This window comes from Streptomyces eurythermus (assembly GCF_014649115.1).
In the GTDB taxonomy this organism is placed as follows: domain Bacteria; phylum Actinomycetota; class Actinomycetes; order Streptomycetales; family Streptomycetaceae; genus Streptomyces; species Streptomyces eurythermus.
Window position 1 is genome coordinate 114,222 of record NZ_BMSK01000014.1, and the last position, 13,709, is coordinate 127,930.

14 protein-coding genes are annotated in these 13,709 nt (G+C 73.8%); 5 read left to right on the plus strand and 9 right to left on the minus strand.

Annotated features, from left to right (window positions below):
• Positions 1-171: 171 nt before the first annotated feature.
• A complete protein-coding gene (locus IE251_RS26130; protein ID WP_189755469.1) occupies positions 172-1,461 on the plus strand; it encodes an ROK family transcriptional regulator in 1,290 nt (429 codons plus the stop codon).
• 66 nt (positions 1,462-1,527) lie between these two features.
• Here the strand turns inward: IE251_RS26130 and IE251_RS26135 are convergent, their stop codons facing one another.
• Complete coding sequence (locus IE251_RS26135; protein ID WP_189755470.1) at positions 1,528-1,779, minus strand: hypothetical protein; 252 nt, start codon at positions 1,777-1,779, stop codon at positions 1,528-1,530.
• A 40-nt stretch (positions 1,780-1,819) separates the two neighbouring features.
• A complete protein-coding gene (locus IE251_RS26140) occupies positions 1,820-2,851 on the minus strand; it encodes an SDR family oxidoreductase (protein WP_189755471.1) in 1,032 nt (343 codons plus the stop codon).
• Positions 2,852-3,053: 202 nt separating this feature from the next.
• On the opposite strand from IE251_RS26140, the gene IE251_RS26145 reads away from it, so the two are divergent.
• Positions 3,054-3,374: a GatB/YqeY domain-containing protein gene (locus IE251_RS26145; protein WP_189755562.1), complete on the plus strand. Its 321-nt coding sequence runs from the start codon at positions 3,054-3,056 to the stop codon at positions 3,372-3,374.
• A gap of 195 nt (positions 3,375-3,569) precedes the next feature.
• On the opposite strand, the gene IE251_RS26150 is transcribed toward IE251_RS26145, so the two are convergent.
• The 3 genes from IE251_RS26150 to dnaK are packed head-to-tail and all read right to left on the minus strand — an operon-like array spanning position 3,570 to position 6,251.
• Positions 3,570-3,758 carry a hypothetical protein gene (locus IE251_RS26150; RefSeq protein ID WP_189755472.1) on the minus strand — a complete coding sequence of 63 codons (189 nt, stop codon included), beginning with the start codon at positions 3,756-3,758 and terminating at the stop codon, positions 3,570-3,572.
• 31 nt (positions 3,759-3,789) lie between these two features.
• A complete protein-coding gene (grpE, locus tag IE251_RS26155) occupies positions 3,790-4,371 on the minus strand; it encodes a nucleotide exchange factor GrpE (RefSeq protein ID WP_189755473.1) in 582 nt (193 codons plus the stop codon).
• Positions 4,368-6,251 carry a molecular chaperone DnaK gene (gene dnaK / locus IE251_RS26160; RefSeq protein WP_189755474.1) on the minus strand — a complete coding sequence of 628 codons (1,884 nt, stop codon included), beginning with the start codon at positions 6,249-6,251 and terminating at the stop codon, positions 4,368-4,370. Before dnaK ends, grpE begins: the two co-directional genes overlap by 4 nt.
• Positions 6,252-6,421: 170 nt before the next feature.
• On the opposite strand from dnaK, the gene IE251_RS26165 reads away from it, so the two are divergent.
• On the plus strand, positions 6,422-6,805 hold the full coding sequence (locus tag IE251_RS26165; RefSeq protein ID WP_189755475.1) for a hypothetical protein: 384 nt from the start codon (positions 6,422-6,424) through the stop codon (positions 6,803-6,805).
• Between the two features lie 31 nt (positions 6,806-6,836).
• Here IE251_RS26165 and IE251_RS26170 read toward each other — a convergent pair whose 3' ends face one another.
• Positions 6,837-7,643, minus strand: a complete 807-nt coding sequence (locus IE251_RS26170; protein ID WP_189755563.1) for a VOC family protein — start codon at positions 7,641-7,643, stop codon at positions 6,837-6,839.
• A gap of 128 nt (positions 7,644-7,771) precedes the next feature.
• Positions 7,772-8,365: a dihydrofolate reductase family protein gene (locus IE251_RS26175; RefSeq protein WP_189755476.1), complete on the minus strand. Its 594-nt coding sequence runs from the start codon at positions 8,363-8,365 to the stop codon at positions 7,772-7,774.
• 70 nt (positions 8,366-8,435) lie between these two features.
• Between IE251_RS26175 and IE251_RS26180 the strand changes: the two genes are divergently transcribed.
• Positions 8,436-9,014: a TetR/AcrR family transcriptional regulator gene (locus IE251_RS26180; protein WP_189755477.1), complete on the plus strand. Its 579-nt coding sequence runs from the start codon at positions 8,436-8,438 to the stop codon at positions 9,012-9,014.
• A 52-nt stretch (positions 9,015-9,066) separates the two neighbouring features.
• Here the strand turns inward: IE251_RS26180 and IE251_RS26185 are convergent, their stop codons facing one another.
• A complete protein-coding gene (locus tag IE251_RS26185) occupies positions 9,067-11,553 on the minus strand; it encodes an FtsX-like permease family protein (protein ID WP_189755478.1) in 2,487 nt (828 codons plus the stop codon).
• Positions 11,550-12,365, minus strand: coding sequence for an ABC transporter ATP-binding protein (locus IE251_RS26190; RefSeq protein WP_189755479.1), 816 nt, complete (start codon positions 12,363-12,365; stop codon positions 11,550-11,552). Before IE251_RS26190 ends, IE251_RS26185 begins: the two co-directional genes overlap by 4 nt.
• 201 nt (positions 12,366-12,566) lie before the next feature.
• Here IE251_RS26190 and IE251_RS26195 point away from each other — a divergent pair, with 201 nt between their 5' ends.
• Entirely contained in the window at positions 12,567-13,658 is a 1,092-nt protein-coding gene (locus IE251_RS26195) for an amidohydrolase family protein (RefSeq protein WP_189755480.1), read from the plus strand.
• Positions 13,659-13,709: the final 51 nt, after the last annotated feature.

Consider the following 13,709-nt stretch of genomic DNA (forward strand, 5'->3'; position numbering starts at 1 on the left):
TGCCGGAAGGGGCGGGGGTCCGCCCGCCCGTCCCTCCGTCCCTCCGGGCCTGCTGGACGACAGCACGCGTTCCGCTTAGCTCACAGCATGAACTAAGGCGTGGGGTAATGTCGCGCACCGCTGCCCGAAGGAGTATGTTGCAGGTCGGGGACGGTTCGTGAAGGGAGCCACATGGCGGGGCGCAACGGACGCACGGTACGCGACCTGAGGCGGGGCAACCGCACGGCGGTGCTCCAGCGACTGTACTTCGACGGCCCGCTCAGCCGGTTCGAGCTGGGCCCGGCCACCGGACTCAGCTCCGGCTCGGTCAGCAACGTGGTCGCGGACCTGATCGCGGACGGCCTGGTGGAGGAGGCCGGCAGCGTCGACTCCGACGGCGGCCGGCCCCGCACCCTGCTGCGCGTCGCCCCTCGCAGCGGACAGATGATCGGCGTCGACGTCGGCGAAACCCGCGTCCGCGTCGAGCTGTTCGACCTGGCGCTGACCGAACTGGCCCGGGTGGAACGTCCGTTGACCCCGCAGGGCTACGACGTGGACGTCATCGCCGGTCACATCCGCGACGGCGTCGCCGAGGTCCTCACCGCCGAACAGGCCGCCCCCGACCGGCTGCTGGGCGTCGGCGTCGGCGTCCCGGGCATCGTCGAACACACCCCGGACCAGGGCGCCGTCGTCCACGGGCAGACCATCGGCTGGGACGCCGTCCCGCTGGAGCGGCTGCTGCGCTCCGCCTCCCCGCTCCCCGACGGGGTGCCGTACCTCATCGACAACGGCGCCAAGACCCTCGGCCAGGCCGAGATGTGGTTCGGCGCCGGGCGCGGCGCCCGCAACGCCGTGGTCGTGCTGTTCGGCTCCGGCGTCGGCGCCTGCCTGGTCACGCCCGAGGTGGAGCACGGGCGGGCCGTGGAATGGGGCCACCTGACGGTACGGGTGCGCGGCCGGCGCTGCCGCTGCGGTGCCCCCGGCTGCCTGGAGGCGTACGCCGGCGCCGAGTCGCTGCTCGCCCGCTGGCGCGAGGAGGGCGGCCGCCCGCCCGAGGACACGGACGAGGAGACCGCGCTCACCGCGATGCTCGCCGCCGCGTACCCGCCCGAGGGCACCGCGCCGGACCCGGTCGCGCTGGCCGTCCTGGAGGAGACCGCCGAGTACCTCGGCGCCGGCCTGTCCGACCTGATCAACCTCTTCCAGCCCGAGCGCATCCTGATCGGCGGCTGGGCGGGCCTCCAGCTGGGCACCCGCTTCCTGCCCGCCGTCCGCCGGCACGCGGCCACCTACGCCCTGCGTCATCCGGGCGACCAGGTGACCATCGACCTCGGCCGGCTCGGCCCGGACGCGGTGACCGTCGGCGCCGCGATCCTCCCCCTGGCCGACTTCTTCGCCAGCGGCGGCCGCCGCCCGGAACCGGCCGGCCGGACCCCGCTCCCCACCTGGCACACGGCCCTCCAGGAGAGGGCGCCGCACTGATCCCGGACGCGACCCGGGGGGCGCGTGCGGTCCGGCACGGAACCGACAGGCGCCCCCCACGCGGTCCTACGCCGGTGACTCGTCCGGGCCGGGGTGCTCCGGGTGCACCGTGCCCGTCCGGGGCGCGCCACGCGGGCCGGTGCCGGCCTCGTCCGTGTCCGGCGCGGTGTCCTCGCCGTCCTCGCCCCGCCCGTCCTCGGCAGACCGCCCCGGGGCGGTGACGTCCCACCGGTCCTCCCCGGCGCCGACCTGCTGGTCGGGCATGTCCCTGGGCACCGGCCGCTCCTCGCCGCCGGACCCGGGTTCCCGTACTGCCATGGTGTCTCTCCGCTCCTCCGTGGGGCCCGTCAGGGCCCGTTCAGCCGACCTTGCGTCCCCGCATCGGCTCGGTCTCCATCCCGCCGCCCTGCCGCAGGCCCTCCAGGAACTCCTGGATCACCTCGGTCGCCGTACGCCGGGGACGCCAGCCCAGTTCGGTGTGGGCCCGCGCGCAGTCCATCAGCGGCAGCCGCAGTACGGCGTCGAACAGGTGCGGGGACGCGGGCAGCAGGTGCAGCCCCCAGGCGGCGGCGATCGCCGAGCGGGCCGCCGTACGCGGAAGCCGGACCGGCCGGGAGCCGAGCAGCCCGGCCAGGACGGCGGCGTCCAGCGGGGGATCGGCGGCCAGATTGAAGGGGCCCCGGGCGTTGTCCGAACGCACCGCGAGCCGGTAGGCCTCGGCCGCGTCGTCGGTGTGCAGCGCCTGTACCCGCAGCCCGGGGATGTCCGGCAGGAACGGCAGCAGCTCCGGCCGGGCCAGCGGACCGGGCAGGAACCGCCCGCCGAAGATCCGCCGCTGCTCGCTCGCCGACTGCCACTTGAACAGGAACGCCGGGCGCATGCGCACCACCCGCACCTCGGGGTGGTCGCGCTCGAACACGTCCAGCGTGCGCTCCAGATAGGCCTTCTCCCGGCAGTACGCCGCGTCCGGCCAGCCGTGGGTCGGCCAGGACTCGTCCACCGCGTGGTCCTTCGGTCCCGGCGAGTACGCGCCGACGGAGGAGGCGTGCACCAGCACGGGCACCCGGGCCGCCGCGACCGCCTCGAACACCCGGATACCGCCCAGCACATTGGTCCGCCAGGTCCGGGCCGGGTCGTGCGTCGGCTGGAACGCCCAGGCGAGGTGGATCACGGCGTCCGCGCCCTCGAACCGCTCGGCGAGGTCCTCCTGGTCCGAACCGAGGTCCACGGCGGACCACTCCGTCTTCGGCGGCGACCACTGCGGCGTCCGCCGGGCCAGCCCGCGCACCGACTCCACCTCGGGGTCCTCGGAGAGCAGGCGCACCACGCTGGTCCCGACATTGCCGGTGGCGCCGGTCACGACCACCCTGCTGCCCGCTGAGCTGCTCACCTTCGGCTCCTCTCGTCGGCACGGCCGGGCTGTGACGAGCGCCCGGGTACCCGGACCCCCGGCGCGCACACGCGGCGCGCCGGCGGCTCCGCCGGTGCCCTACGGCGCGGTGAGGGTTTATCCCGTTGAGGGCGGGGGAGCGCGGGCATAAGGTCACCGCATGTCTCTACGTCTTCGTATGCGTCAGGCACTGCCGGAAGCCATGCGTGCCCGTGACAAGGCCGCCGTGAGCGCCCTGCGGTCGACCCTGGCCGCACTGGACAACGCCGAGGCGGTGCCCGTGAGCGAGGACCGACTCCGTGGCGTCGCCCTCGAACAGTCACCGGTCGGCGCCGGCACCACCGAAGCCGCGCGGCGCGAGCTGAGCGAGCGCGACGTGATCGACGTCGTCCGTGCCGAAGCCGGCGAACGGCTCGATGCCGCCGCGCGGTTGACGGCACCGGCCCACGCGGACCGGGCCGCCCGGCTCCGCGCGGAGGCCGACGTACTGCTCGGCTTCCTCGACGGCCTGGAACCCGCGTAGGACACACCGCCGCGGCACCTCGGGAGCGTGCAGGCGCCGGATGGGGAGAAGGCACATCACGCCGGGCGGGCCCGGCCCAACGGCGCCGGCTGCGCCGTGGACACCGCTGCTACGGCCTCGCCGCCCGCCGCTACCAGGAGTGGCGCCGGCGCCGCACCGGCCGGGTCCCCGCCCGGCCACCCTCGTGACGCGCGGTCACCGACGGCCCCACCACCTCCGCCAGGACGCGAACCGCGGGCCGTGGACCAGCCGGGTGCGTACGGGGCGCCGGGCCGGGGGCAGCGGCAGCCGCGTCTGCCGGACGTAGGCCTTCCATTCCTCGTACACGCCGGGCGCGAGCACGACGGCGAGCAGTATCGCGGGGATCACGACGGCGGACAGCACGGCGACAACTCCTTCCGCACGGCAAGCGGCTTCATATCCGGACGGGTTCCGCCACCTCCACCTGGGCCGGCCGCAGCAGCTGCTCGCCGACCCGGTAGCCGGGGCGGAGGACGACGGCACAGGTGGGCTGCCGGACGGCGGCGGTGAACGTGCAGGAGACGGCCTCGTGCACGGCCGGGTCGAACGGCTCGCCCGCCGTGCCGAACGACCGCAGCCCCAGGGCCGCGAGCTCGCGCTCCAGGACCTCGGCCACCCGCCGGAAGCCACCCGTGACCTCGCCCTGCCCGCGGGCCTGGTCGATGGCGTCGAGGACGGGCAGGAGACCGGTGAGCACATTGGCCACCGCTATCTCGCGGACCGCCAGACGGTCGCGGCCGACCCGTCCGCGGTAGGTGTCGTACTCGGCCTTCACGCGCCGCAGGTCCGCCGTGCACTCGCGCAGCCGCGCGCGCAGCACGGCGGCCTCGTCGCCGGCCGGGGCCGGCGGGCGGGCGGGCTCGACATCGCCACGGCGGCGGGGTTCCAGGCTGTTTCCCGGATCCCGCCGCCGGGTGTCCCCGACGACCGACAGCGAGGGCCTGCCACGGCGGCCGGTGCCGCTCGGACCGCTCATCCGGCACCGTCCTGCCGCTTGTCCTCGTCGACGATCTCGGCGTCCACCACGTCCTCGTCCGGCCCGCCCGCACCGGACGCGCCGTCGTCCGCACCCCCGCCGGCCGCCTGCGCGCCCTGTGCCTGCTGCGCCTGGGCGTACATGGCGGTGCCCACCTTCTGGGCGGCGGCGGTGACCTTGTCCGTGGCCTGCCGCAGGACCGCGGTGTCCGCCTGCTCCGCCTTCAGCGCCTGCTTCAGCTCCGCCAGAGCCGTGTCGACCTCACCCCTGATGTCGGCGGGGATCTTGTCGGCGTTGTCGCTCAGCAGCTTCTCGGTCTGATAGGCGACCTGCTCGGCACGGTTGCGGGTCTCGGCGGTCTCGCGCCGGTGCCGGTCCTCCTCGGCGTGCTGCTCCGCCTCCCGCATCATGCGGTCGATGTCGTCCTTCGCGAGCGAGGAGCCGCCGGTGACGGTCATCTTCTGCTCCCTGCCGGTGCCGAGGTCCTTCGCCGTGACGTGCATGATGCCGTTGGCGTCGATGTCGAAGGACACCTCGATCTGCGGGACGCCGCGCGGCGCCGGCGGCAGACCGGTCAGCTCGAACATGCCGAGCCTCTTGTTGTACGCCGCGATCTCGCGCTCGCCCTGGAAGACCTGGATCTGCACCGACGGCTGGTTGTCCTCGGCCGTGGTGAAGATCTCCGAGCGCTTGGTCGGGATCGTGGTGTTGCGCTCGATCAGCTTGGTCATGATGCCGCCCTTGGTCTCGATGCCGAGGGACAGCGGGGTGACGTCGAGCAGCAGGACGTCCTTGACCTCGCCCTTGAGGACACCGGCCTGCAGGGCCGCGCCGACGGCCACGACCTCGTCCGGGTTGACGCCCTTGTGCGGGTCCTTGCCGGTCAGCTCCCGCACCAGGCCGGTCACCGCCGGCATCCGCGTGGAGCCGCCGACCAGGATGACGTGGTCGATGTCGGACACCTTGATCCCGGCGTCCTTGACCGCGTTGTGGAACGGGCCCTTGCACCGCTCCAGGAGATCGCTGGTCAGCTGTTCGAACTGGGCGCGGGTGAGTTTCTCGTCCAGGTGCAGCGGGCCTTCGGCGGACGCGGTGATGTAGGGCAGGTTGATCGTCGTCTCCGAGGACGACGACAGCTCGATCTTCGCCCGCTCCGCCGCCTCCCGCAGCCGCTGCACGGCCATCTTGTCCTTGGCCAGGTCGACGCCGTAGTGGTTCTTGAACTGCTGGACCAGGTGGTCGACGATCCGCTGGTCCCAGTCGTCGCCGCCCAGAAGGGTGTCGCCGTTGGTGGCCTTGACCTCGACCACGCCGTCGCCGATCTCCAGGAGCGACACGTCGAAGGTGCCGCCGCCGAGGTCGAAGACGAGGACCGTCTGGTCGTTCTCCTTGTCCAGCCCGTAGGCCAGGGCGGCCGACGTGGGCTCGTTGATGATCCGCAGCACCTTCAGCCCGGCGATCTCCCCGGCCTCCTTGGTCGCGGTGCGCTGGGAGTCGTTGAAGTACGCCGGTACGGTGATCACCGCGTCCGTGACGTCCTCGCCGAGGTACGCCTCCGCGTCCCGCTTCAGCTTCTGCAGCACCCGCGCGGAGATCTCCTGCGCCGTGTACCGCTTGCCGTCCACGCTCCCGGTCGCGGGGAACCTCCACTGCGCGTCACCCATGTGCCGCTTGACCGAGCGCACGGTGCGCTCCACGTTCGTGACGGCCTGCCGCTTGGCGACCTCGCCGACGAGCACCTCGCCGTTCTTGGCGAACGCCACGACCGACGGGGTGGTGCGGGCGCCCTCCGTGTTGGTGATGACGGTGGGCTCGCCGCCCTCCAGGACCGAGACCACCGAGTTCGTCGTGCCGAGGTCGATTCCTACCGCGCGTGCCATGGCCCTCTCCTCCCTCCGTGTCCCAGACCCCGGAGCGGACACACGTCACTGAGAGTCTGGATAAAGTCCCCACGCCAGCTTGTCAAGAAATCCCGGTTTCCACCTCTTTACAAGCTTTTGCGGAGGGCGGTAGCTGTGGAGGCGGGCCCGGGCCGGAAGGAGGTAGGCCGATGATCACCGAACTGGCTGTCGAGCGCGTCGAATTCACCTGCGGCCACTGCTGGCACACGTGGAGCGCCGATTACGACGTGCAGTACTACCGCGACGAGAACGGCGACGAATGGGAGTACTTCACCCGCGACGGAGACGCCGTGCCGTCCCCCTACGAGCCCCAGGGCGCTCCGCCCTGCCCGCTCTGCGGCCGTCGCTGGGTGGGCCGGCTCACCGCCCGCCGGCCCGTCCCCGTGCCGCCCGGCCCGGCCGGGACGCCCCGGCAGCGGCTCGCCACGACCCGCGAGCGGCACCGCACCGACCGCCACGCCGCGCCACCGCTGGGCAGGGACGCCCCCGAGCGGCCCCGGGACACCACGGCGGGGGCACCCGGCGAGCCGTGAGGCTCCCCGAGCGCGGCGGGCCGCCGCCCGCTCAGCCTGCGGGTCGCGGCCCGGCCGCCGAGATCACGGTGAACCGGGCGCCGTCGGGATCGCGCAGGACGGCCTCGTGCTCGCTCTCCTCCAGGACGCCTCCGCCGTGCCGCAGCGCGGCCCGCGCGCACTCCGGCACATCGTCCACCAGGAAGGTGACCTGCCAGTGCGGCCGTACCGAGGGGTCGGGGGCGGTGTCCGACTCGCCCGACTCGATGCGTGCGACGACGTGGCCCTGGCTGCGCAGCAGCACCTCGTCGGCCTCGTACTCGACCTCACAGCTGCCGGGGCGGTCCGAGGCCCAGTCGAGGACGCCGCCGTAGAACATGGCGGCGTCGAAGGCGTCGCGGGTGTGCAGGGTGATGAAGGCCGGTGCCGCACGCCGCCGGGGCTCCCAGCGGCCGAACAGCTCCCCCTCCCAGATGCCGAAGGTGGCCCCGTGCCGGTCGGAGAGGAGTGCCACCCGCCCGGGCGGCAGCCGCAGCGGGCCGACGCCCGCCGTGCCGCCCCGCTCCCGGGCCCGCGCCGCGGCCTGGTCGGCGTCCGGGACGGCGAAGTACGGCGTCCAGGCCACCCCCGTCTGCCGCAGGGCGGGCAGTACGGCGATCCCGGCGACCGGTGCCGAGTCCGCCAGCGCGATGCGGAAGTGGTCGCCCGCCCCGGCCGGGCGCCACTGCCAGCCGAGCACGGCCCCGTAGAACCGCTGTGACGCCTCGAGACCGTGACTGGTCAGGCTGACCCAGCACGGCGCGCCGCACGCGGAGCCGGCGTCCGTGGCCCCGGGGGACTGTGTCTTGCCGTGATTCATGGCCATCGCGCCCGGCCTCCTGTGTCCCAACCGCCAGCGCTGTGAGACCGATGTCCGACGGGAATGCGAAACCTGAAACGTCAGCGTACCCACAGCACTCCCGGGGAAACGGCTCCTGTCGCGTGTCGCTAGCGGCTGGTGAGGCGGGTGAGGGTGACGCCGTTGGGGAAGGCGGTGCGCTCGGCGACCTCGAAGACGGTGGGGTCGAACGCGCCGTCGAAGGCGGGGATCCCGGCGCCGGCAACCACCGGGTAGTTCTTGATCACCAGTTCGTCGATCTCGGGCAGCAGGGCCCCCGCGAGCTTTCCGCCGCCGCACAGCCAGATGTCCAGCCCGCTGCCCTCCTCCCGCTTGAGCGCGCGGACCAGGCCGAGCGGGTCGCCCGGGACGACGGTGACGGCCGGGTCGGTGTCCGGGGCGAGGGTGCTGGAGACCACGTACTGGCGCAGGTGCGCGTACGGGCTGGTGATCCCCGCGTCGAGCGCGGGGCGGTAGGCGCCGAGGCCCATGACGACGGTGTCGAAGTGCCGGTTGGGCGCGTCGCCCAGGCCGACGGCGGCGCGGTGGGCCGTCGGGACCGTCTCGGGATACAGGGTGTTGGCCCAGCCGGAGTAGGCGGTGGCCTGCTGTTCGTCGCCGGCCGGGAAGAAGTCGTACTCGCCGCCGGGGCCGGCGATGCGGCCGTCGAGCGTGACGGCGACGTAGTACACGAGCTTGCGCAAGCTGGTACCTCCCCACGTAGTACTCTGTCTGAAGTGGTTTGACCGTAGTACTACAGCTGGAGTGGTGTCAATGGTGAGACGGAACGACGAGCGGCGGGCCGCCCTCGTGGACGCGGCGATCGAGGTGCTGGCCAGGGACGGCGCGCGGGGCCTGACGTTCCGGGCGGTGGACACAAAGGCCGCCGTGCCCGTCGGCACCGCCTCCAACTACTTCGCCGACCGCGACGACCTGCTCACCCAGGCCGGGGCCCGGGTCTACGAGCGGCTCCGGCCCGACGAGGCCACGCTCACCCGTCTGCGGACGGTCGGCCGCGACCGGGAGACCTACGCGGAGCTGATGCGGGAACTCGTCGGCCGCGTGGCCGCGTTCCGCACCGGCTACCTCGCGCTGCTCGAACTGCGCCTCGAGGCCACCCGCCGCCCCGGACTCCGCGAGGTCCTCACCGAGCGGGTCCGGGCCGACCTGGACGCCAACGTCGCCTATCACGAGGCGTCCGGCTTCCCCGGCGACGCCACGGCGGTCAAGCTCCTCGTACTGACGCTCAACTGGCTGATCGTCGAGCAGCTCACCCTGCCGGACGTCTTCACGGAGGCGGAGCGCGACCAGCTGGTGGCGGCGGCCGTCGAACGCATCGTCACCGAGGAGTAGGGGGGAGCAGGCGGCCGGGACCGGTCCGTACACGCTGTCCCGGAGCGCCCGCTCAGCGCCGTAGCGCCGCCCGCGCCGGGAGCGTCACCGCCAGCATGCCGAGCCCCACCGCGCCCCCGGCGAAGGCCGCGTACACCAGCGGGGGCACGTACGGGTCCTCGCCGGTCAGGCCGCGCGTCATCGGTATCAGGGTGGCCGCGGCGATGGCCGTGCCGAGGACCACACCGGCCCCCGCCACCAGCAGCCCCTCCCAGCGCAGCATGCCCATCACCTGGCGCCGGGTGGCGCCGACGAGACGGAGCACGCCGAGTTCCCGACGGCGGTCGAGGACGGTCATCACCAGGGTGTTGACGGCGGCCACGGCGGCGAAGCCGCCCAGGACCGCGGCCATCGTGTAGTTGGCCCAGGCGTTCAGCTCGCGACCGGCGCTCCGCCCGGCCGCGTAACCGGACCCGTCGGCGACCTCGCCCAGCGGGGCGAGGTCCCGCGCGTCTCCGCCGCGTACCAGCAGCGTGCTGTCGAAGCCCGAGGAGACGTGCGCGGCCAGCGACGCGCGGTCCATGGTCACGGCCGGCAGGCCGAGCCCGCGGCCGTAGACGGCGACGACCTCGGGGCGCGCCCGGGTGCCGTCCGGGAGGTACAGCGGCAGCCTGTCGCCGACCGCGACCCCGGCCGACGCGGCCAGCGTGGTGTCGACGGCGATCCGGCCCCCGCCGATCCGGTCCAGGCCGCCGTCACGCACATCGAGGTCCTGCACCTCGGCCAGCCGGGCGCCGGAGCCGGAGACACCCTGGGCCGCCGCGTCCTGCAACCAGCGGTCGCCGCCCGACCCCACGGGCACCAGCACCTGGGTGTCCAGCAGGCCCACGGCCGCCCGGACGCCGGGCACGCGGGCGGCGCGCCCGACGGAACCGGGGGACAGCCCGGCGGGGTGGGTGACGACGTGGTCCGCGATGATGCCGGCGCGCAACTGCCCGGCGGCGACGTGGCTTTCGCTCGTGTGCAGGAAGGTGAGCGTCGAGGCGAAGGCCATGGCCAGCACGATCGGGGTGAGCGCCGAGGCCAGCCGGCGGGCGTTCGTACGGGAGTTGGCGACGGCGAGCGAGGCCGCGGCGCCCAGACCGCGCAGCAACAGCCCGGACAGGGCCGCGCACAGCCGCGCCACCAGCGGGCCGAGCAACGCCACCGCCAGCATGAACAGCATGACGACACCGAGGGCGGCGTTGGCCGCGTCGTCCCCGGCCGAACGGGCGGCGAGCACGGTGAGGAACCCGCCGCCGGCCAGCGCGCCCAGACCCAGCGTGGTACGGATCACGCCCGGACGCCGCCGTTCCAGCGAGGCCTCGGTGAGTGCCTGCCCCGGCTTGATCCTCGCGGGCCGGCGTCCGGCCGCCCAGCCGGCGGCGAGCGCGGTCAGCAGCCCCGTGCCGACGGCGACGACGAACGGGATCCACGACACGTGCAGGCGCACGGGTTCCGGGATGGCCCCGCGGTCCTCCAACTGCCCGAACCACCAGTGTGCGAGCCCGATCCCGGGCAGGCAGCCGGCGAGCCCGGCGACGGGCGCGACGAGCAGCCCCTCGGCGGCGACCGCCCGCCGGATCTGCCGCGGCGTGGCGCCGATGGCACGCAGCAGCGCGAACTCCCGGGCGCGCTGGGCGACCGACAGGGCCACCGTGCCGGCGGCGGTGAAGACGGCGACCATGGCGGCGACCCCGCCGAAGGAACCGCCGAGCCCGGTGAGCGTTTCCTTCGCGTACCCGAGCCCGTGGTTCTCCACGGCGCCGCGGTCGTCACCGGTGTGCACCCCGGCGCCGGACCCGGCGAGCGCCTTGCGCACACCGGCGGCGAGGGCACCGGTGTCCGTCCCGTCGTCGGCCAGTACGGCGATGGCGTCGGCCTTGCCGGGATGCCCGGCGAGCGCGGGGGACCGGGCGTCGGCGAACCAGCCCACGGGACCCCCGGCCCGGTCGCCGGGCCCGGCCTGCGCCAGTCCGGAGACGCGGAAGCGGGCGCGTCCGGCGGCGGTTTCCAGCACGACGGTGTCGCCCACCCCGGCCCGCGCGGCCCGTGCGGCGGCGGCGTCGAGGACGACCTCCCCGGCACGGGGCGCGGTCCCGGAGCGGAGCGCGGTTCCGGTGAAGGCGTGCGATCCCCAGCCATGCCCCGTGAACGAGCGGCCGCCCTGGCGCACGGGGAACGTGAAGTCCGCCACGGCCGCCCGGACACCGGGCACGCGGGCCGCCCGCCCGGCCAGCGCGGTGTCCACACGGGCGGTGTCCGGCAGCGGGACCGACTCCTCGGAGCGGCCGTCCCCGCTGCCCATGACGAAGTGGGCGTACTGGTCGGCCGCCGCGACGACCGGCGCCTTCGCGTACCGCGCGGGCGGGACCGAGGCGCGGATGCCGGTCTCCAGGAGGATGCCGCAGGCGGAGACGATCAGCGACGCCATCATCAGCGCCACGAAGGTGCCGGCGAACGAGGCGGGCTTGAAGCGTACGGCCGCGCGGGCGAGGCCGTTGGGGGCGAGGGTCCTCACGCGGCGGCCACCGCCACCGTGCCCGTACGGGAGGTGAGGGCGGCCATGCGCGCCGCGATCTGCTCCGCCGTGCCGCGGTCGAGACCGCTGGCGAAGACACCGTCGGCGAGGAACAGCACGCGGTCGGCCCAGGCGGCGGCGGCCGGATCGTGGGTGACCATGACGACGGTCGCCCCCAGGGTGTCCACCGCCTGCCGGAGCAGGCCGAGGACCTCGGCGGCGGTCCCGGTGTCCAGGGCGCCGGTGGGCTCGTCGGCGAACACCACGTCCGGGTCGGTGATCAGGGCACGGGCGACGGCCACGCGCTGCTGCTGGCCGCCGGACAACTCGCCGGGCCGGCGCCCGGCCTTGTCGGCGAGGCCGACCCGCCCGAGCATCGCCGCCGCCCGCCGACGGTCCTGGCGCTGACCGGCCAGGCGCATCGGGAGCAGCACGTTCTGCTCCACGGTGAGGGAGGGCAGCAGATTGAAGGCCTGGAACACGAAACCGAGGCGGCTGCGCCGCAATTCGGTGAGCTGGTTCTCGCGCATGCCCGTGATCTCCGTACCGCCCAGCCGCACGGAGCCGGCGGTCGGCCGGTCGAGACCGGCCGCGCACTGCAGGAAGGTGGACTTGCCGGACCCGGACGGGCCCATGACGGCGGTGAACGTGCCGCGGGGCAGGGCGAGATCGATGCCGGCGAGGGCGCGCACGGTACGGGAGCCGCGGCCGTACTCCCGCCGTACCCCGCGCAGTTCGACGGCGAGACCGGGTGTGCCCTGGGGCTCCAGCCGGTCGTCCGCCTTCCGCCGCTTGCCGCCGCGCAGCCTCATGGTCCGTCCTCTCACGATCTTTCCCAGCCGACGACTCGACGCTACGGAGCACGGCCGTCACGGGACATGGAGGCTCCCGGCGGATCGGGGGTGGGGATATCCCGAGGGCACCGGTCAGGACAGCTCGACGCGCGGGACGGGCCCGGCCCGCGTCGCGGCTCGTCACGGGCCCCACGCGGTCAGACTCCGTGGGAGCGCAGCATGCCTACCCCCTTCCGCAAGCGGATCGTCATCCCGGCCACCGCCCTGGCCGCGGCGGCCGTCGCCCTCTCCCCGGCCGGCGCCGGCCAGGCCCTCGCCCACGCCTCGTGCTTCGACCGCGCCACCCGGCCCTACACCTCGGTCGTCGACAGCCACCTCCACTACCGCCCCTTCGGCGGCAAGGCCATCCCCTTCGAAGAGCTCAACGCCTACCTGCGCAAGAGCGGCGTCCACTACGTCAACGCGTTCGGCATCGGCCAGAAACTGCCCGCCGGCTCCTCCTGCACGTACTACCTCGACTGCCCCGGCACCCCCGTGCTGCCCAGCGTCAGGAACGACATCGTCAACGCCGAGAACTACCTGGACGACAAGCCCTCCGACCCGCGCATCACCCTGTCGATGACCTCCTTCGACCTCGCCCACCCCGAGACGATCCCCGAGACCCTCGACCTGTACGACCGGGAGTACCCAGGGCTCTTCCGCTGGGCCGGCGAACTCAACCTCGTCAAGGGCGCCCTGCTGCCCAACCACCACGAGCCCGCGAGCAGCGGCGACATCGACGGGTGGGCACCGATGATGAAGGAGTTCGAGAAGCGCGGCATCCCGGTCACCCTGCACGCCGACCTCGGCACCGACGCCGAACCCACCAAATACCTGAACCTGTTCCGCAAGGCACTCGACCGCTACCCCCGCAACAAGATCGTCTGGGCGCACATGGGCCTGTCCAAGGAACTGTCCACCATGGACCCGGCCGAACACATCGCCATCGTCCGCGGCCTGCTCACCCGCTATCCCCGACTCACCCTCGACCTGAGCTGGCGCGTCCTGGAGGACCAGTACTTCAGCAAGCCGGGAGTCCGCCGGATGTACGCCGGCCTCCTCGACGCCTTCCCCACCCGCGCCATCCCCGGCACCGACTTCGTCGCGTCGAGCGACAAGAGCTACGCCGTGTACAAGGAAGAGCTCGAAGTGACCAGCCGCATCAACAAGGCCCTCGGCGACAGAGCCTTCCGCGGCATCGCGCTCGGCGAGAACTACTTCCGCCTGCTCGGCCTGAACACCACGGCACCCAGGATCTGCGCACAGAAGTGACCACCGGGCCGGCCGGCCGTGGATCCCTCCCCGGCACCGGCGGCCTGTCGC

Excerpts from the sequence above, each read along its gene's own strand:
- IE251_RS26190 (WP_189755479.1), bottom strand. The coding sequence starts at position 12,365 with ATGAGGCTGCGCGGCGGCAAGCGGCGGAAGGCGGACGACCGGCTGGAG.
- IE251_RS26180 (WP_189755477.1), top strand. The coding sequence starts at position 8,436 with ATGGTGAGACGGAACGACGAGCGGCGGGCCGCCCTCGTGGACGCGGCG.
- IE251_RS26165 (WP_189755475.1), top strand. The coding sequence starts at position 6,422 with ATGATCACCGAACTGGCTGTCGAGCGCGTCGAATTCACCTGCGGCCAC.
- IE251_RS26170 (WP_189755563.1), bottom strand. The coding sequence starts at position 7,643 with ATGAATCACGGCAAGACACAGTCCCCCGGGGCCACGGACGCCGGCTCC.
- IE251_RS26145 (WP_189755562.1), top strand. The coding sequence starts at position 3,054 with ATGCGTGCCCGTGACAAGGCCGCCGTGAGCGCCCTGCGGTCGACCCTG.
- grpE (WP_189755473.1), bottom strand. The coding sequence starts at position 4,371 with ATGAGCGGTCCGAGCGGCACCGGCCGCCGTGGCAGGCCCTCGCTGTCG.
- IE251_RS26130 (WP_189755469.1), top strand. The coding sequence starts at position 172 with ATGGCGGGGCGCAACGGACGCACGGTACGCGACCTGAGGCGGGGCAAC.
- IE251_RS26195 (WP_189755480.1), top strand. The coding sequence starts at position 12,567 with ATGCCTACCCCCTTCCGCAAGCGGATCGTCATCCCGGCCACCGCCCTG.
- IE251_RS26135 (WP_189755470.1), bottom strand. The coding sequence starts at position 1,779 with ATGGCAGTACGGGAACCCGGGTCCGGCGGCGAGGAGCGGCCGGTGCCC.
- dnaK (WP_189755474.1), bottom strand. The coding sequence starts at position 6,251 with ATGGCACGCGCGGTAGGAATCGACCTCGGCACGACGAACTCGGTGGTC.